General features: G+C 69.3%; 16 protein-coding genes. 7 read left to right on the top strand and 9 right to left on the bottom strand.

What is annotated here, in order from left to right; all coding sequences use genetic code 11:
• Positions 1-35: 35 nt before the first annotated feature.
• Complete coding sequence (locus AC0NZN_RS08385) at positions 36-1,523, top strand: carboxylesterase/lipase family protein (protein ID WP_474591834.1); 1,488 nt, start codon at positions 36-38, stop codon at positions 1,521-1,523.
• 75 nt (positions 1,524-1,598) lie between these two features.
• On the opposite strand, the gene AC0NZN_RS08380 is transcribed toward AC0NZN_RS08385, so the two are convergent.
• The 4 genes from AC0NZN_RS08380 to AC0NZN_RS08365 are packed head-to-tail and all read right to left on the bottom strand — an operon-like array spanning position 1,599 to position 5,429.
• Positions 1,599-2,585 (bottom strand): LLM class F420-dependent oxidoreductase, encoded by a 987-nt coding sequence (locus AC0NZN_RS08380; RefSeq protein WP_474591833.1) that lies wholly within the window; start codon positions 2,583-2,585, stop codon positions 1,599-1,601.
• Between the two features lie 30 nt (positions 2,586-2,615).
• Entirely contained in the window at positions 2,616-3,497 is an 882-nt protein-coding gene (locus AC0NZN_RS08375) for a DNA-methyltransferase (protein ID WP_474591832.1), read from the bottom strand.
• Complete coding sequence (locus AC0NZN_RS08370; protein WP_474591831.1) at positions 3,476-4,525, bottom strand: lipoate--protein ligase family protein; 1,050 nt, start codon at positions 4,523-4,525, stop codon at positions 3,476-3,478. The genes AC0NZN_RS08375 and AC0NZN_RS08370 overlap by 22 nt, the downstream gene beginning before the upstream one ends.
• A gap of 19 nt (positions 4,526-4,544) precedes the next feature.
• Positions 4,545-5,429 carry an alpha/beta fold hydrolase gene (locus AC0NZN_RS08365; protein ID WP_474591830.1) on the bottom strand — a complete coding sequence of 295 codons (885 nt, stop codon included), beginning with the start codon at positions 5,427-5,429 and terminating at the stop codon, positions 4,545-4,547.
• A 196-nt stretch (positions 5,430-5,625) separates the two neighbouring features.
• Here AC0NZN_RS08365 and AC0NZN_RS08360 point away from each other — a divergent pair, with 196 nt between their 5' ends.
• Entirely contained in the window at positions 5,626-6,033 is a 408-nt protein-coding gene (locus AC0NZN_RS08360; RefSeq protein WP_474591829.1) for a GNAT family N-acetyltransferase, read from the top strand.
• Between the two features lie 18 nt (positions 6,034-6,051).
• Here AC0NZN_RS08360 and AC0NZN_RS08355 read toward each other — a convergent pair whose 3' ends face one another.
• A complete protein-coding gene (locus AC0NZN_RS08355) occupies positions 6,052-6,429 on the bottom strand; it encodes a VOC family protein (RefSeq protein ID WP_474591828.1) in 378 nt (125 codons plus the stop codon).
• Between the two features lie 186 nt (positions 6,430-6,615).
• On the opposite strand from AC0NZN_RS08355, the gene AC0NZN_RS08350 reads away from it, so the two are divergent.
• Positions 6,616-6,852 (top strand): hypothetical protein, encoded by a 237-nt coding sequence (locus tag AC0NZN_RS08350; RefSeq protein WP_474591827.1) that lies wholly within the window; start codon positions 6,616-6,618, stop codon positions 6,850-6,852.
• Between the two features lie 197 nt (positions 6,853-7,049).
• Positions 7,050-7,460, top strand: coding sequence for a hypothetical protein (locus tag AC0NZN_RS08345; protein ID WP_474591826.1), 411 nt, complete (start codon positions 7,050-7,052; stop codon positions 7,458-7,460).
• Between the two features lie 32 nt (positions 7,461-7,492).
• On the opposite strand, the gene AC0NZN_RS08340 is transcribed toward AC0NZN_RS08345, so the two are convergent.
• Positions 7,493-8,509: a synaptic vesicle VAT-1 family membrane protein gene (locus AC0NZN_RS08340; RefSeq protein WP_474591825.1), complete on the bottom strand. Its 1,017-nt coding sequence runs from the start codon at positions 8,507-8,509 to the stop codon at positions 7,493-7,495.
• Between the two features lie 125 nt (positions 8,510-8,634).
• Entirely contained in the window at positions 8,635-9,303 is a 669-nt protein-coding gene (locus tag AC0NZN_RS08335) for a cation diffusion facilitator family transporter (protein WP_474591824.1), read from the bottom strand.
• Between the two features lie 168 nt (positions 9,304-9,471).
• On the opposite strand from AC0NZN_RS08335, the gene AC0NZN_RS08330 reads away from it, so the two are divergent.
• Together AC0NZN_RS08330 and AC0NZN_RS08325 are read left to right on the top strand one after the other, a co-directional pair.
• Positions 9,472-10,098, top strand: a complete 627-nt coding sequence (locus tag AC0NZN_RS08330) for a 2'-5' RNA ligase family protein (protein WP_474591823.1) — start codon at positions 9,472-9,474, stop codon at positions 10,096-10,098.
• Between the two features lie 335 nt (positions 10,099-10,433).
• On the top strand, positions 10,434-11,642 hold the full coding sequence (locus tag AC0NZN_RS08325; RefSeq protein WP_474591822.1) for a sialidase family protein: 1,209 nt from the start codon (positions 10,434-10,436) through the stop codon (positions 11,640-11,642).
• Positions 11,643-11,718: 76 nt separating this feature from the next.
• Here AC0NZN_RS08325 and AC0NZN_RS08320 read toward each other — a convergent pair whose 3' ends face one another.
• Complete coding sequence (locus tag AC0NZN_RS08320) at positions 11,719-13,995, bottom strand: alpha-L-rhamnosidase (RefSeq protein WP_474591821.1); 2,277 nt, start codon at positions 13,993-13,995, stop codon at positions 11,719-11,721.
• Positions 13,996-14,180: 185 nt separating this feature from the next.
• Between AC0NZN_RS08320 and AC0NZN_RS08315 the strand changes: the two genes are divergently transcribed.
• Positions 14,181-17,648 (top strand): DUF7507 domain-containing protein, encoded by a 3,468-nt coding sequence (locus AC0NZN_RS08315; RefSeq protein WP_474591820.1) that lies wholly within the window; start codon positions 14,181-14,183, stop codon positions 17,646-17,648.
• Between the two features lie 25 nt (positions 17,649-17,673).
• Here AC0NZN_RS08315 and AC0NZN_RS08310 read toward each other — a convergent pair whose 3' ends face one another.
• Positions 17,674-18,681 (bottom strand): LacI family DNA-binding transcriptional regulator, encoded by a 1,008-nt coding sequence (locus AC0NZN_RS08310; protein ID WP_474591819.1) that lies wholly within the window; start codon positions 18,679-18,681, stop codon positions 17,674-17,676.
• Positions 18,682-18,703 lie beyond the last annotated feature (22 nt).

Raw genomic sequence — 18,703 nt, 5'->3', positions numbered from 1 at the left:
CGCCGCATCCATCCAGGACCGAGAGGATCTCCCGCATGAGCGATACCGAGGTGGACACGCACGTCGAGGTCGAGATCGCGTCCGGCCGGGTGCGCGGCAAATGGCGGCCGACCGTGGGCTCGCGCGTGCGCAGCGCGGCGTTCCTCGGCATCCCGTTCGCCCAGCCGCCGGTCGGCGAGCTGCGGTTCGCCGCCCCGGTGCCCGTCGAGCCGTGGGAGGGCGTGCGCGATGCGCTCGAGTTCGGCCCGACCGCGCAGCGCGGCGACGCCGGCGTGACGCTCATCCCCGAGCCGTCGGTGGCGGGCGACGCGACCCTGAACGTCAACGTCTTCACTCCCGCGCCCGGAGAGACGGATGCCGCGCTCCCCGTGATCGTGTGGATCCACGGCGGCGGCTACGTCTCGGGCTCGCCCGCGAGCCCGTGGTACGACGGCCGCAACTTCAACCGCGACGGCGTCGTGACCGTCTCGCTCTCGTACCGCCTCGGCTTCGTGGGGTTCGGGCATGTCGACGGCGCGCCGGACAACCGTGGCATGCACGACTGGATCGCCGCGCTCGAGTGGGTGCAGACGAACATCCGCGCGTTCGGCGGCGACCCGGGCCGCGTCACGATCGCGGGGCAGTCCGCCGGCGGCGGAGCCGTGCTGACGCTGCTCGCCAGCGAGAAGGCGCAGCACCTGTTCCACGGCGCGTGGGCGCTGTCGCCCGCCATCACGGACATCTCCGCGGAGCGGGCGCGGACCCTGACGGCGAAGGTGGCGAACCACCTCGGCGTCGAGCCCACTCGCGCCGCGTTCGAGGCGATCGACGAGGATCGGCTCATCGAGGCGCAGACGGCGGCGGCCCGGGCGAGGCGCGACATCACGGCACTCCTCGACGGCGGCCTCGGGCTCGGTCCGTCGATCGACGGCGACCTCGTCGTGCGCCCGATCCCGGACTCGCTGCGCGCCGGAGTCGGTGCCGACAAGCCGCTCGTGGTCGGTGCGGCGGACGACGAGTTCTCGATGGTCCTCGCGGGTCACGAGAAGAAGCTGCGGTGGATTCCGCTGTCGCTCCTCCTCGGCAGGCTGGGCCTGAGAGCGGATGCACGCAAGGCCTACCTCGCCGCGAACACCGACGCGGTGGCCGAGGGCCACGCGGCCGTGCTCGGCCGCTACGTCTCGGACAAGGCGTTCAAGCTCGGGGTCGTGCGCACGGCAGATGCCCGCGGGAATGCCCCCACCTGGGTGTACCGCTACTCGTACGCGGGCTCACCGTCCGGGTTGGCGATCCACTGCATCGACGTGCCGTTCTGGTTCGACTGCCTCGACTCGTCCGTCGGCATCCCGGCGCTCGTGGGCGAGAACCCCCCGCAGTCCCTGGCGGACGCCACGCACGGCGCCGCCGTGGTGCTCGTCCGCGAGGGCCGTGCAGAGTGGCCGGCGTGGTCGGACGATGAAGGCGTCACCCGTGTGTTCGGGGGGCCGGCATCCCGCCCCGACGTGGTCCGCGACGGCTTCGCCGGGGTGCGCCCCCTGCTGTAGCGCCCCCTCGCTCGACGACCGGCGATCGACCGGTCGTCGAGCGAGCGGGGAACGAGCACGACGAAACGGGAACGCTCAGCCGAGGGCGGGGATGACCTCGCGCTCGAACAGCTCCAGACCCGAGGCGTCGTACGCGAGCTCCGGGAAGTAGTGGATGCTGTAGCCCATGCCGTGCTCGCCGCGCAGGCGGAGCTTCTCCACGATCTGCTCCGGCGTGCCGAACGCGTCGGAACCCAGGTAGTCGTGCTCGATCGCACCGGCGCGGTCCGGCCCGACGAACGGCACCAGCCGGTCCTTGACCGCGGCCAGCCGGTCGCGCGCCTCGGCCTCGGTCGAGGCGATGATCGTGTTGAAGTTCGACGACATCGTGATCTCGCCCGCGTCGCGGCCGAGGTTCTCGCAGTGGCCGCGGAGCACCGCCGCCTTGTGGTCGAACTCCTCGATCGAGCCCGCGAAGTTCGTGTACTGGCCGTACTGGGCCGCGACCTTCAGCGTGACCTTCTCGCCGCCGCCCGCGATCCACAGCGGGATGCCGCCCTCCTGCACCGGCAGCGGCCGCACGATCGCACCGTCCACCTGGTACTCGCGGCCGTCGAGCGTCGCCGTCCCGGTCGTCCATGCCTGGCGCATGATGTCGACGCCCTCGCGCAGCTTCCGGAGCCGCTCGGGCACCTCGGGGAACCCGTATCCGTACGCACGCCATTCGTGCTCGTACCAGCCGCCGCCGATGCCCATCTCGACGCGGCCTCCCGACACATGGTCGACGGTCGCGGCGACCTTCGCGAGGTAGGCCGGATTGCGGTAGCCCATGCAGGTGCACATCTGACCGAGACGGATGCGTCGGGTCGACGCCGCGAAGGCGGACATGAGGGTCCAGGCCTCGTGCGTCGCCTCCTCGCTCGGCACGGGCGTCGTGTGGAAGTGGTCGTAGACCCACAGGGATTCCCAGGGTCCGGCGTCTGCGCGCTCGGCGAGGGCGCGCATGGTGTTCCAGTGTTCGTTCGGGTCGATGCCGACGAGGTCGAATCGCCAGCCTTGCGGGATGAATGTTCCGAAGCGCATGCCCCCCACACTATTGCCGCCTGTTAACTGTCAGGCGATGACGGTGGCATTCGGCACTCGGGCGGTCATCACGGCGACCGCTTCAGGGTTCTCGTCGATGAGCACGGCGTTCCGGCCGAGCGCGGACGCGACGGCTCCCGTCGTGCCGCTGCCGGCGAACGGATCGAGCACGCTGTCGCCGGGACGGCTGGATGCCTGCACGATGCGCCTCAGGATCCCCTCCGGCTTCTGCGTCGGGTACCCCGTCTTCTCGCGCCCGGTCGTCGGCACGATCGTGTGCCACCACACATCTGTCGGAAGCTTGCCGCGCGCGGCCTTCTCGGGCGTGACCAGCCCCGGCGCCATGTACGGCTCGCGGTCGACGGCGTCGGCGTCGAACCAGTAGCGCTGGGGATCCTTCACGTACACGAGGATCGTGTCGTGCTTGGTCGGCCAGCGCCGCCTGGTCTTGGCGCCGTAGTCGTACGCCCAGATGAGCTCGTTGAGGAAGCACTCGCGGCCGAACAGGGCGTCCATCATGACCTTGGCGTAGTGCGCCTCGCGGTAGTCGAGGTGCAGGTAGAGGGTCCCGTCGGGGGCGAGCAGACGCCAGGCCTCGGCGAGCCGCGGCTCGAGGAAGCCCCAGTAGTCGTCGAACCGGTCGTCGTAGGTCCGCAGGTCGCCGCGCAGACGCTCGTAGTCCCTGCCGTGGAAGCCCCGGCGCACCTCTCCCGGTCCCTCGGGCGTCGACGTCATCGTCCGCGCGGTGACCACGGCCTTCGTCTGCAGACGACCGGTGTTGAACGGCGGATCGAGGTAGACCACTGTGAAGGCGCCGGCCGGCAGCGTGCGCATGATCGCGAGGTTGTCGCCCTGACGGATCTGGACCGCCGTCGGCGAACCCCCGCCCGTCACGGCACGCGGTTCAGCCATGCATCCGTGGCGAACTTCGAGGCGACGAGCGCTTCGGCCTCGGCATATTCCTCATCGGTGATGGATCCGGCAACGGCGCCGTAGAGGTTCGAGAACGTGTCGATGAAGCTCCCGATGATGGCCTCGCGCGGCAGGCCCGTCTGGCTGCGAAGGGGGTCGACGCGCTTCGCGGCAGAGACGGTGCCCTTGTCGCTGAGCTTCTCGCGACCGATGCGCAGGACCTCGGTCATGACCTGACCGTCCATGTCGTAGCTCAGGGTCGCGTGGTGGAGCACTCCCCCGTTGGCGAGGCGCTTCTGCGCGGCGCCGCCGATCTTGCCATGCGGCCCGGCGATGTCGTTGAGCGGCTGGTAGACCGCGTCGATGCCGAGGGCGCGGAGCGCCTGCAGCACCCAGTCGTCGAGGAACGCATACGAGTCGGCGAAGGTCATGCCCGCGACGAGGGATGCCGGCACATACAGCGAGTAGGTCACGATCGAGTTCGCGGCCATCATCATGGCTCCGCCGCCCGAGATCCGCCGGACCACGTCGAACCCGTGCCGCTTCGCGCCCTCGGGGTCGACCTCGTTCCTCACCGACTGGAACGAGCCGATCACCACGGCGGACTCGTTCCACTCCCACACGCGCAGCGTGGGGTTGCGGCGCCCGTCGCCGACGCGTGTGGTCAGCACCTCGTCGAGGGCGAGGTTCATGCGCGGCGACACGGGATGCTCGCGCACGACCTCCCACGCGAAATCGCGCCACCCCGGAGCCGTCACGAGTGCGCGGCGCACGGCGGTGCCGACGGATTCGGGGGTGAAGCCGAGCAGCTGCGCGCCTTCCGGGAGCGCCTTCCGGACAGCGGCGGCGATGCCCGCCGCGTCGGTCTCGGCCGGGAGGCCGTCGACCGCGGCGTCGATGTCGTTCAGGGCCTCGTCGGGTTCGAGGAAGAAGTCGCCCGCGAGGCGGAAGTCCGAGATTCGGCCGTCGCGGACCTCCAGGTCGACGACGACGAGCTTTCCGCCGGGGACCTTGTATTCGCCGTGCATCATCCCAGCGTACGGGTCGTCAGTCGCGCGAGGGGTAGTGCCTGTCGAGCCAGGCGAGGAGGTCGGCACGCACCTCGGCCTGGTCCTTCTCATTGAAGATCTCGTGGCGGTCGCCGGGGTAGACGAGCGTCGTCACGTCGGTGAAGCGGGAGCGGGTGCGGTATGCATCTGCGAGCATATGGACGCTGCGGGGGCCCCCGACTGTGTCCTCACCGCCCACCATCAGGAGCGTCGGGATGTCGCGGCCGAGGTTCTTACGCGGCTTTCCGTACAGGCGAGCCGCCTCTACGATGCCGAACAGCTGTGGCAGCGGCTTGTCGACAGTCATGGGATCTGCGGCGAACTCGGCGGCGACGGCGGGGTCGCTCGAGAGCCACTCGAGGCCTGTCGCATCCTTCCCCCGCCAGGGCTTGTTGAGATCGCCCGCGTTCAAGGCCCCCGGCCAGAGCAGCGACGATCCCGACAGTACGAGCCCGTCGTAGGCGTCCGGATGCGCGTTGATGAGCTTCTGCGCGAGGAACGAGCCCCACGAGTGGCCGAGGAGGACGATCGGCAGGCCGGGGTTCTCCACCGCGATGAGCTGGGTGAGCATCCACACGGCGTCCACCGCGGCGCGATGGCCGCCCGGTCCGAGCTGCCCGAGCTTCGACGCCTCGCCATGGTGTCCCATGCCGGTGCGGCCGTGGCCGCGGTGGTCGTCGGCGTAGACGGCGAAGCCGGCCGACGTCAGCGCCGAGATGAGGTTGACGTAGCGCCCGGCGTGCTCGCCCACGCCGTGGAGCAGCTGGACGACGCCGCGCGCCTCGCCCGCCGCGGGGTAGGCGTCGAAGACGATCTGGATGTCGTGCGCATCCGTGAAGGAGCGCTCGACCGCGGAGGTGCCTGCATCGCCGGAGGGGGGCATGGGGCCAGCGTATCCGCTGAGGAGTTCGGCGCCTAAGTCGTCGCCGCCGCCAGGGGCTCGGAGCCGAGGCCGCCGGAGGCGGCGGATGCAGCGGCGAGACGGGTCGCCGGCCGGCCGCGAGCCGTACGACTGAGATCTCGAGCCCGGAGCGCAACTCCAGCAGCTCGGCCCGCGAACCCGGCATGAGAATGGCCGCATGGATTACGAAGTCGACGATGACCCCGCCCGCATCCAGCCGGACGCAGTCTGGGCCTGGCTGTCGACCGAGGCGTATTGGGGTCGCCAGCGCAGCCGCGCCGATGTCGACGCGCAGATCGTGGGTGCATGGCGCGTTGTCGGGGCCTACCGCACCGACAACGGCGCGCAGGTCGGCTATGCGCGTGCCGTATCCGACGGCGTCGGCTTCGCTTACCTCGCGGATGTCTTCGTGCTCGAAGGGCACCGGGGCAACGGCCTGGGCAAGCGCATCCTGGAACTGATGATCGACGACGGTCCCGGACGCGACTTCCGCTGGACCCTGTTCACAGGTGACGCCCACGGTCTCTACGAACAGTTCGGATTCGGGCACCCGGACGACACCGCCATGGTGCGCCCCGCACGGTGACAAGAACGAGCTGCGCGCTCACACCAATTGCCCGACAGTCAATACGTTGCCCTCGCTGTCGCGGAACCACGCTCCGCGCTCTCCGCCCAAGTCGGCGATCGAGTCGACGGTCTTCAGGCCCGGGAGATCGTATTCCTCGAACTCGACGCCGCGCGATTTCAGGTCCGCCACGACCTCCTCGATGTCGTGCACGACCCAGCCGCCTTGCGTGTGCTGGCCGCTCGCGGGCCCACCGGCCTGATAGAGAAGGAACCGCGTTCCGTCAGCGCAGTCGTAGTAGAGCCCTTCCGGTGCCACTCTGGGTTCATCGAGCCCCAGCTTGTCGGCATACCAGCGTCGCGCTCGTTCGAGATCCGTTGCCGGAATGATCGCATCGAATCGGAATTGCTGAAGCATGGCTGTCCTCCTTGATCGCGTCAGGCGCTCGAGCGGGTGACGGTGCCAGCATCCGACATCCGGGTTTCCACGGCAAGGTCACTCGCGTGAGCCGACTCCCGTCCAGCCGAACGCGAGCCGCCGCCAGGCGGCACCCGATGATGCACGGGGAGTGCCGGGCAGCGCTGATCGCACTAGTGTGCGTACATGCGGTCCGGAGGCGGTGCGATCGGATGGGGGCTCGGGCGCGTGGGCACGATCGTGCTCGGAGCACTCGCCGGTGTGACGTGGGCCGCGGCGCTGAGGGCGTACATGGTCGAAATCGCGGGACCGGACTCGCATTTCACGTGGTGGGGCACGTTCGGCGCCATCCTCTTCCCCGGTGCACTGTCCGGCACGCTGCTCGCCCTCGCTTGGCAGCGCCGGAAGGTGCATGGCTGGTGACACTCGTGACGGGCCTGATGCTGCTGCTCGGCGTCGCGTGCGCAGCACCGTTCCTGGCCCCGGCCGCCCCCGCCACGTCCGAACATGCTGACGGGGAGACCCGAGACGAGCAGGGCGCCCCGAATGCCTCGCCGCCGCAGGGTGACAGACCGCCGCCGATGTGATCCGCGTGCGGGGCGGGAGCCTACGCTGGCGGGATGACGGAGTCGCCGAAGCCCAGCCCGATCCGCATCCGCTGGGGGTGGTTCGTCACCTGCATCGTGCTGGGTCTGGCCGCCATCGCGTTCGGGGCGGTCGCGGTGCCCGCGGCCGCGCGCTCGGGCTACGTCGCCGGGGTACTGGCCAACATCGGCACGACGCTGATGCTGGTGGGCGTCGTGCTGCTGTTGGAGCGCCGGATCGTCGACAGCGCGGTGCGCGTGGTCCGCAAAGCGGGCCAGCAGACGAACGAGGCGATCCGCCTCCAGATCCAGGATCTGGAGGACCGGCTGTCGGCTGAATGGCAGTCAGCGACGGCGGAGAACGTGGCTGAGAAGAAGGCTGAGACCGCACGGCTGACCGACGAGTTCACGAAACGCATCGTCGACGAGACAACGCGCGACTCATAGCCGGATCAGGATCCCCGCTCGCGGAAGCCCCGTCAGCTGGTCAGCACGACCTTGCCGATGTTCCTGCGCTGCTCGATGTAAAGGTGGGCTGCCGCAACCTCCGCGAGCGGGAAGCTGCGGTCGATGTGCGGCCGGACCCACCCCGCATCCACCCCCTCGAGCAGAGTCAGCATCCACCCCGCGATCATCTCGACCTCGCCCCACATGTGACCGAGATTGACGCCGAAGACGGCCTTGTTCGCGTTCATGAGCGCCGCGGGATGGAACAACGGCATGCCGGCCGCGGCCCTGCCCAGGCGCAGCGGGCCTGGCAGCTTCGACGACGTCGCGGTCGAGACGCCGAACATCCCGAGCCGACCGCCTGAACGCAGCGCACGGTAACTCTTCTTCCAGTGAGTGCCGCCGAGCGGATCGGTCACGAGCGCGACACCCCTGCCGCCCGTGAGACGGTCGACCTCTGTCGTCCAATCGGTCGTGCGGTAGTCGATGAGCTCGTGAACGCCGCGCTCGCGCAGGAACGGATGCTTCGCGCCGCTGGCCGTGCCGTAGATCGTCGCGCCGATATGCCGGGCGATGTCGATGGCCGCCAAGCCCACGCCTCCGCCGGCGTTGTGGATCAGCACGGTCTCTTCCGGCTTCAACCCGCCCATCACCACCAGGAGCTGCCACGCCGTGAGATACGCCACGGGGAGGGAGGCTGCTTCCTGGTGCGTCAAGCCGGGCGGCTTCGCGAAGACCTGTCCCACGGGAACAGAGACGACGTCCGCGTAGCCGCCGAAACGCGTGAGCCCGATGACCTCGGCGCCGACCAATGCGGGGTCGACTCCGCCGCCGACCGCGTCGACCGAGCCCGACACCTCGTAGCCGACCACGACGGGCGGTTTCGGCGCATCGGGGTACAGGCCCTGTCTGGCGAGGATGTCGGCGAAGTTGATTCCGCTCGCCCTGACGCGGATGCGCGCCTCGCCCGAGCCTGGCTCGGGGTCAAGACCCTCGCGCAGCCGCAGCTTCTCCGGGCCGCCGTGACCCACGATGACCGCCTGGAGCATGAGACCCCTCTCGTGGAGCGACTGTCCGTGCGACCGGCGCGAACGCCGACGACATCGGGCCGAGCCTACGCCGGCCGCCTCGCCGCTCGCGGAGCCGATTCCCTACGATCGGGATCGGCATCCCCTCAGTCGTCGTCGAAGTCGACGTCCGCACCGCGCAGCGATGCGATCGCCTTGACCAGCAGCTGGATCGCCGCCACCGCGACCACCGCGGACACGACGAGGGCCAGCACCGGATCGAGCCAGTACAGTCCACCGGTCACCAGGATGATGAGCCCCGCCACGGCGATCGCGGCCGCGGCGGCCGCATCCGCGAGCGAATCCAGCAGCACCGACCGCATGTGCAGGTCTTCGGTCGCCGCGGACCTTCCCAGCACGACAGCGCCGGCGAGCATCACCAGCATCGTGATGACGGAGACGATGATCATCGGCAGACCCTCGACCGGCGGTGCTCCCTCGAGCAGACGAGAGACCGCCTCGACCGCGATCGTGGCCACGACGACGAGGAGAAGCGTCGCGTTCACGAGGGCGGCGACCGCAATGGGCCGCTGGGCGAGCGGGTGGTCGGGGTCTCTGTCGCGCAGTCTGATCGCGATCAGGCCCACGATCAGTCCGAAGCAATCGGCCACCGTGTCGCCGGCCGCGGCCAGCACGCTCACCGAGTTCGCCACCAGGCCGGCGATCACGAGACCGACGATCAGCGCCGCGTTCAGGCATAGGACGATCACGATACGACGACGCTGGCTCCGTCGCGGCGCGGCGCGTTCCGCATCCATCTCGCCGCCTCCGTTCATCGCCTGCGGCGATCAGGCTACCCGCGTCGCGTCACGGCCTGCTGTCGGCTCAGCGTCCGAAGGGCGCATGCGCGACGTATTCCGTGCGATTCGCGGTGCAGGCCTCGGCGAACTGAGTCATGCGGATCACCAGCAGGGCGTCGCGGCGGCAGTCGGTAGCATCGGCCGATGGAGAGCACGCAGAGGACCGTCGACGGGACGCGCGATCACTGGTGGTGGCGTCCGGGATGGCGCCCCGGTTCTCGGTACGTGACGTTCCACCTCACCTTCGAGGACGCGGCCGAATTGCACGACGCCGTGCGGCCAGTCGCCGCCGATCTTCGGGGCGCCACGGCTGTCGACATCGTTCCGGTCGAGTGGCTGCACCTGACGATGACGGGCGTCGGGTTCACCACCGAGGTCGACGATCGCGCGCTCGACGCCCTGGCAGACACGGTCTTCACCTGGGCAGAGACGACCGTGACAAGCCCGCTGCGGTTCTCGCGGTCGTTCGTTTACAGCGAAGGGTTCGGGCTCGCGACGAGGCCCGCCTCCTGGCTCGACGACCTCAAGGCCGTCCAGTCCCGTGCCGTGAGCACAGTTCGCGATGTGCGGGACGACAGCATCTTCCAGCCGCACGTGACGCTTGCCTACTTCTCGGGCGACACGGATCTCGCCCGTGTCGAGGACGCTGCGCGGAGCCTGCCCGAGCAGGACATCTCGGTCGCCCGTCCGCGCCTCTCGCTCATCGAACTCGGGCGAGATGACCACGTGTATACGTGGCGCATCCTCCGCCAGCTCGCGCTCGGCGGCTGACGCCAGGACCGGCAGTCACGGCTTCGAGCGCTACGGTACAACGATGGAATTGACCGAGAGGAGTCTCGCTGGCACTCGCAATCTGTTGGGCATGGCGGCAACTCGGACGAATCTCACGTTTCCCCCATAGCTGGCACGCAAAGGAGGGAGAAAATCCCAACTCAAGTGTTATTTTCCAAAACTGCGGCGATCGCTCGAATCTCTCTGAGAGGCAGACCTTTCCAAAAAGTTTGCGCGCGAAATTTAACACAAGATAACCTTCCAACGTTTTCCCCGACGCAATGCAAACCACACGACGGTGTCTGGCGGCCGGGGTACTTCACAGAGGAGGAACCATGCAATACCACGCATCTCAGGAAGACGGAACTACACGCAGCTCGCGGCTCTCACGGCGCGCGTTCCTCGGGGCGAGCGCCACCCTGGTCGCCGGCGCGAGCCTGGGGCTGTCGGCGATGCCGGCGTTCGCAGACTCGGGCGTTCCCGGCTCACCGTCCACGGGTGACAGCACCTTCGGTCCGATTCCGATGGGAACTGCGCGCGGGTCGTACGCTCGCGCCGTGCGACTCACTGCGTCGGCCCCTGCGGGGCAGGCCCAGACGATCCTCGCCACGTATCAGGGCGGACGCGGATTCACGGTCTACCGGAGCGACGACAACGGCCAGACCTGGGCGCCGTACAGCAGCATCCCCACCACCGGATTCGCCCTGCAGCCCTTCCTGTACGAGCTGCCCCGTGCCTTCGCGGGCCTGCCCAAGGGTGCACTGCTCTTCTCGTGCAATCAGCTCGGCGGAGTCGGCACCAACATCCAGCTCTACGCGAGCACGGACGGCGGGCTCACGTGGCAGTTCCTCAGCACGGTGGCTCAGGGTGGGCCGGCCAACACCACCAACGGCGCCACGCCGGTCTGGGAGCCGTTCCTGCTTCTCCACAACGACGTGCTGATCTGCTACTACTCCGATCAGCGTGACCCGAACTTCGGACAGAAGCTCTCCCACCAGACCAGCACGGACCTGGTCACCTGGGGTCCGGTCGTCGATGACGTGACGGGGACGACCTATGCGGAGCGTCCTGGCATGACGTCGGTGGCGCGCTTGCGGGGAGACCTCTGGATCATGACCTTCGAGTACGGTCAGCCCGTCGACCCGGTGAACCCGAACCAGGCCAATTACACGTACCACGTGCACTACCGCCTGGCGGCGGACCCGGAGTCGTTCCGATTCTCCGAGACCATCCCGCTGCTCGATCCCAATGGCTACGCCCCGAACGCGGCGCCGATCGTGTCGTGGTCGGACACGGGCGACACCAATGGAGCCATCGTCGTCACCGACAACGACGACGCGGACTTCTTCATCAACCGCGACCTCGGCGATCCTTCGAAGTGGACGCGACTGTCGTCGCCGATGCCGCGTGGGTACAGCCGGTTCACGATCCCGCTCGATGGACCGGGCAACCCCCAGGACCGCGGCCTCGTGTTCGTGATCACCGGCGCGCCGTACGGGACCTCGACCCCTATCACGTCGGGCATCGTCTCGGTGGCCGACTGAGCCTCATCCGGCTCAGCGGCCCCCTGCGATGGTGTGCGCCCGGTCCGAACAGGACCGGGCGCACACCGCACGCGCCTCAGAACGAGTGCGACCCTCCGGTCACCTCGTGCACGGACCCGTCGGGCAGCACGACCTCCGCGGGCACGCCGTCCGGCAGCGCCAGGTCCAGCGTGAACCCGTCGGCATCCGTCTTCCAGAACGTGGAGATCGTGCCGGCGGCCGACTCGTACGACGTCCTCGCCCAGTCGATGCCGGGGCCGGGAACCGGCTGGATGCGCACGCGCTCGTAGCCGGGCGCGGCCGGCCGGATCCCGCCGACGACCTGGTAGGTCCAGTCCGCGACGGCGCCCAGCGCGTAGTGATTGAACGAGGTCATCTCGCCCGGGTTGATCGTGCCGTCGGGAAGCATCGAATCCCAGCGCTCCCACACGGTGGTCGCTCCCATCGTGACCGGGTACAGCCACGACGGGCACTCCCGCTCGAGCAGCAGGCCGTACGCCTCGTCGACGTGCCCCGTGTCGGTGAGCGCCCACGTGATGAACGGCGTGCCGGCGAATCCCGTCGTCACGCGGAAGTCTCCCTCACGCACGAGCTCTGCGAGCCGGTCGCCCGCCGCGGCGCGGTCGGCCTCGTCGAGCAGACCGAACGAGATCGCGAGCGCGTAGACGGTCGTGCAGTCCGAGTGCACGCGGCCGTCCGAGACGTAGTGCTCGTTGAAAGCGGCGCGCGTGCCGTCGGCGAGGGCCGTCCAGCGCTCGGCGTCCTCGGGAAGGTCCAGGATGCCGGCCACCTCCGCCGCGAACGAGGCGCTCCGGTAGAGACAGGCCGTCGCGACGACGTGCGGGTCGGCCTTCGCCGCGGCAGGGTCGTGGGGCGGCGCATCCGGGTCCAGCCAGTCGCCGAACTGGAAGCCCGTATCCCACAGCCCGTTCGGCGAGAGGACCCTCTCGACCGAGTCGAGGTGAAGGACCATCCCCGGGTACTGCTCGGCGAGCTGCTCGCGATCGCCGTAGGCGCGCCACAGAGCCTCAGGCACCCAGAGGGCCGCGTCGCCCCAGATGGCGGTCGCGCCGATGTCGAAATGGGCGAAGTCCTCGTCGAAGTGCGCGTACTTCAGCACGTCGGGGACGACCATCGGCACGACCTTCTTCTCGGAGCCCGCGGTCTCGGCGAGCAGGTCGCGCAGCCAGTTGTCGAGGAACGCCGACGTGTCGAACTGGAAGGATGCCGAGGCCGCATACGCGGCGATGTCACCGGTCCAGCCGAGCCGCTCGTCGCGCTGCGGGCAGTCCGTCGGGACGCTCAGGAAGTTGCCCTTCTGACCCCAGATCGAGTTCTCGATGAGCCGGTTGACGAGCGGCTCCGAGCACTCGAAGCTGCCCGTCCGGCGCATCTCGGAGTGCACGACCACGGCCTCGATCGCCGCAGGGTCGAACTCCCCGGGCCACCCGGTGATCTCGGCGTAGCGGAAGCCGTGGAACGTGAGCGTCGGCTCGAAGACGTCGACGCCGCCGGAGAGGATGAAGACGTCCGTCGCCTCCGCACCGCGCAGGGGGCGCGTGCCGAGCTCGCCGTGCTCGAGCACCTCGGCGTGGCGAATCGTGACCTCGGCCCCCGCGGGGCCTTGGACCGTGGCGCGGATCCAGCCCACGAGGTTCTGCCCGAAGTCGACGAGGGTGGCGCCGCTGGGTGCTCTCCAGCTCTTCTGCACTCCGAGCACCTCGTGGCGGACGATCGGCGGGCCGCTCAGCTCCACCAGGGTGCCGCGGTCGATGTCGGTCTCGCGAACGGTCAGGCGCTCGCCCGCGGCGCCGCGCAGGCGCGCGTCGATCGTCTGGCCGTTGTACAGGGAGTTGCGTGTGACCTCGGTGGTCTCTGCGCTCCAGTCGTTCGAGGTCGCGATGCGCTGGGTCGACCCGTCGGCGAACGAAACCTCGAGCACCGCCGCGACCGCGATCTCGGTGCCGTAGTTCGCGTCGGCACCGCGGAAGCCGAGATCGCCGCGGTACCACCCGTTGCCGAGCAGCAGGTCGATGCGCACACTGCCCTCGCCGCCCTGCACGAGGGCCGTGACGTCGTGGCGCTGGACGTTCAGGCGCCACTCGTACGACGTCCACCCCGGGTCGAGGACGGACGTGGATGCCGGCTCCCCGTCGACGCGGGCCTCGTACACGCCATGCGCGGTGGCCACGAGCACGGCGGACGCGACCTCGGAGCGCGGGCGATCGAGCGCGGCCGCGGTGGAGAACCGCACGGCAGCCGCACGCGGGGCGTCGGCGGTGAGGAACCGCGCCTCCCCGAGAACGGCTTCCGGGTCGAGGCGGGAGAGGGTGTTCGGCGTGGTGACGGCCATCGGTTCTCCTTCGAACGATTGCAGCGCACGATCCACGCGCACGATGCGCGGAGACGGCTTCCCGTGGAATCTAACAGGTATTGAATCGATTCACAAATGTGGCTCCTCACCGCCCTGCTCTGGTGCCGTCGGCCGGGGTGCCATAGCCTTTCGGCCACATGTGATCTGTGGGCGAGGGGAACCAGATGATCCGCACAGGTGCTCGACTCGCCCGCACACCGTCCACCAAGGGGCGCCCACGCGACGATGTGGCCGGCCATGCCCGCGGGCGGCGGGCGTCGCGCGTCACGCGTCTCGGGCTGGCTGCGGTGTTGGCCGTGGCGACGTGCGGATTCGCGCTTCTGAGTGGTGGACCGTCACCGGCGGCGGCGGCTCCTCCCGCGACGGGGTGCGGTTATGCGTCCGCGGGCCCGCAGGCGACGTCGATCTGCTGGTTGGATTTCAGCGCGTTCAATGCGGCGGTCGCGGCGACGACCGCGGGGCAGTCGTTCCATGTCGGCCTTCCGGGCGGGTACACCGCCGATTTCACGGTGAACACATCCGGGGCGAACGCGGGCGGAATCGCGGCTGGGGCGCAGAACAGCAACGCGGGATACTGGCAGAACGTCTACCCGGGGGTGCCGGGAAAGCCCGACCTGCAGCGGAACGCGACCGGGAACACATTCATTCAGCTGTCCGATTTCGTGGTTCGGGATGCGGCCGGTGCCGCAGTGCCGAATTTCGCGATGGTGGCGGCGGATGCGGAGTCCACCGCCGCAACGGAGAGTCTGCAGTTCATCACGGACGGCACCCCGTGGCGGCTTGTCACCAAAGCCGCGAACGGGTGCGCGGCGAACATCACGGGCCTGGGCACCCAAGTGGTCGCGTGCCACGGGTTCGCCCCGCAGAATCCGGGCGGGTACGGCACGGCGGTGTTCTCGACCACGAATCCCACGTCTTATCGGGTGCAGTTCCAGAACAGCACTCTGGGGATCGAGGCCGCGGCGTTCGGCATCCAGACGGCGACGCTCACGGTGAACAAGTCGGTCGCGGGGCGGGTGAATCCGGGGGACTCGTTCGACACGTCGATCACCTCGCCGCAGGGCACGGTCCTCGGGTCGGCGACGACCGGGACGGCGGACACGTCGTCGACCGGGCCGGTGACGATTCTTCCCGGGTCGCAGCCCTTCACGATTGCCGAGGCGGCCTCGCCGGGCTCGACAGGCCTGGCGGCGTATGTGCCGTCATGGTCGTGCACGAACGACAACACCGGGTCGGCGACGGCTCTCCCCTTCGGCCCGGGCACCAGCCAGAGCATCGTGCTCGCGATCGGTGATGTGGTGACGTGTACGGTGACGAACACCGTGGGATCCCCCGCACTGACTCTGCTGAAGTCGGCGGACACCTCGGCGCTGACGGCGCCGGCGCATCCGGGCGAGCAGATCACGTTCAACTTCACCGCGACGAACACGGGGAACGTGCCGCTGACCGGTGTCACGATCGCGGATCCACTGCCGGGCCTGTCGGCGCTGACCTCGACGTGGCCGGGCACGCCCGGCCTGCTTGCCCCGGGAGAGTCCGTCACGGCGACCGGGACGTACGCCCTGACGCAGGCGGACATCGATGCCGGGGGTGTGACGAACACGGCAACGGCGGCCGCCACTCCGCCACCCGGCTTGGCGCCCGTGCCGTCGCCGACGGCGACAGTGGACACTCCTGTGACGCCGGGCGCGCCGGCGATGACCCTGACGAAGACGGCGAACGTCGTGCAGGTCGGCACCCTGGGGCACGCCGGCGCGACGGTCGTCTACACGTTCCTGGAGACCAATACCGGGAACGTGACGTTGACCGATGTGTCGATCGCGGACGCGCTGCCGGGGCTGAGCGCGCTGACCTACACCTGGCCCGGGCTGCCGGGCGTCTTGGCGCCGGGCCAGTCGGTGACAGCCACGGCGACATACGCGTTGACGCAGGCGGATCTGGATGCCGGGCGCGTGGTGAACACGGCGACCGGATCCGGCACGCCGCCCGGCGGACAGCCGCCGGTCTCACCGCCGCCCCCGACGCTGGACACCCCGGTCCCCACTCTGCCCGGGATCACCCTGACGAAGACCGTGGATGACACGGGCGTGTCGGTTCCCGCGCGTCCCGGCGATCCCGTGACCTACCACTTCACCGAGACGAACACCGGGGACGTCACGCTGACCGGCGTCGCGATCGCCGACCCGCTGCCGGGCCTGAGCCCGCTCGTCTACACCTGGCCCGGCACACCGGGCACCCTCGCCCCGGGACAGGCGGTCACCGCCACCGCGACCTACCCGCTCACCCAGGCCGACATCGACGCCGGAGTCGTGTCGAACACCGCAACCGGAGTCGGCACGCCTCCCACAGGTGACCCGATCTCGTTCCCGCTCCCGACACCGACTCTCACCCCGCTTCCGCCGAGCCCGTCGATGACATTGACGAAGGCGGCCGACACGTCTCTTGTCGGGAATCCGACCAACCCCGGGGACGTCATCACCTACAACTTCGTGGAGAGCAACACCGGCAACGTCACGCTGACGAACGTCGCGATAATGGATGCGCTGCCCGGACTCTCCGCGTTGACGTACACCTGGCCCGGTGCCACGGGCACCCTTCTCCCGGGGCAGCAGGTCACGGCCACTGCAACATATTCGATCACCCAAGCCGACATCACCGCGGGGCATGTCGCAAACACCGCCACCGGAACCGGCACGCCGCCGACCGGCGCCGCCGTCTCTCCCCCACGGCGCGTGGTGGACACGACGATCCCACCCGGACCTGCGATGTCGTTGACGAAGTCCGCGGACACGTCGGCGGTGGCCTCGCCCGCGCACGTCGGGGACGTCATCACCTACACGTTCGTCGAGTCCAACACCGGCAACGTGCCATTGACCGCCGTCTCGATCACCGACCCGCTCCCCGGACTGAGCGCGCTTTCATACACGTGGCCGGGCACAGCCGGCACCCTCGGCCTCAGCGAGCAGGTCACCGCCACCGCCACGTACCCGCTCACACAAGCCGACATCGATGCAGGTCACGTTGTGAACATCGCCACGGGCACCGGCACGCCGCCCGGGGGCCCGTCGATCGCGCCCGCGTCCGTGACACTCGACACGGTGCTTCCCGCCGCGGGGCCCGGCCTGACACTGTCGAAGACCGTGACCCCCACCGGCACCGTCCACCCCGGCGCAGTGCTGAACTACCTGTTCACCGTCACCAACACGGGCAACGTCACCCTCGCGAATGTGAACATCACGGACACGTCGTTCACCGGCGCCGGTGCACTCGGCCCGATCACCTGCGACAACGGCGCTACGAACGGAACGATCACCCTTGCCCCGGGCAACACCGCGACCTGTACCAGCACGTACACGACGACCCCCGCAGACGCGGCGATCGGGACGCTCACCAACACCGCGATCGCAGTCGGCACCCAGCCCGGCGGCGCCCCGATCACCTCCGCCCGATCCACCATCACCACCACCGTCACCACACCGCCCGGCACGGGTGCCGGAGCTCCGTCCGTTGGGACACTGCCCGAGACGGGAATCACCTTCGCCGTGGTCATCGTCGGCTTGGTCACCGCCGCGACAGGCCTCCTGATGGGCACACTGCTGCTCCTCTCGCGCAGGCGCACACCAACCGGCTGATGATGTCCTTGTGGAGGAGAGAACGTCAGTCCGCGGCTGGTCGTGAACTCTGCCGCACGGCGAGCCGCGGCTCGGTCAGCTGGCCGAAGCCCGACTCCGGTGCTCCATCGAGGAGCGCGGCGACCGCCCGCTTCGCGACCCCGGGCGAGTCCTGTCCCACACTCGTCAAAGGCACCAGAGACGCCTGCGCGAAGACCGTGTCGTCGTAGCCCGTGATCGCCAGGTCCTCAGGCACGCGAACCGCCTGGGCGATCGCCGTCCTCAGGAACCCGAGGGCGAGGAGGTCGTTCGCGCAGGCCACCGCATCCGGCCACTCTGTCGGCGGACGGGAGAGGATGCTCGTCGCGACCTCGCTGCCGACATCCACGGTGCGGTCATCGACCGAGACGACCTCCAGCGCCGTCGATGTGCCTTCCAGCGCGCGCCGGAGGCCGGCGAGCCGATCCGCGACCTGGGGGACGTCGGCGGGACCCCCGACGAAGACGACACGGCGACGTCCGGTCGCGACGAGGTGCTGCCCGATCAGCTCTCCGCCGCGGAGATTGTCGGTCGACACCCACATCTGCTCGGGTGCTTCTGCACGCTGGCCGACGAGGACCGTGGGCGTGCCCCGCCGCCGGAGCCCCGCCAGGCGATGCTCGATCGGCTGGTGCGAGGCGATGACGATTCCGCGCACCTTGTACTCCTCGAAGAGCGACAGGTAGGCGTTCTCACGCTCGGTCACGCCCCGCGAGTTCGCGAGGAACACCCGGATGCCGCGCTCTTGCGCGACGTCCTCGATGCTCGATGAGAGTTCGAGGAAGTGGGGGTTGCTGAGGTCGGGCGCCACGAACCCGATGACGTCGCTGACGCCCTGGCGGAGGTGCCGGCCCGCGATGTTCGGGACATAGCCGAGGGCGTCGATGGCCTCGCCGATGCGCTCCGCCGTGGCGGCCGCGACCCGCTCAGGGTGGTTCAGGTAGTGCGACACCGCGCCGACCGAGACTCCGGCGCGCTCCGCCACGTCTCGCAGAGCAACCCGCGTACCCGCCACCATGCCTCCTCACGGACGTGTT

The organism is Microbacterium sp. sgz311019 (assembly GCF_056135325.1).
Note: the sequence above shows the minus strand (reverse complement) of the source record. Positions and strands in the feature narration are given on the sequence as shown.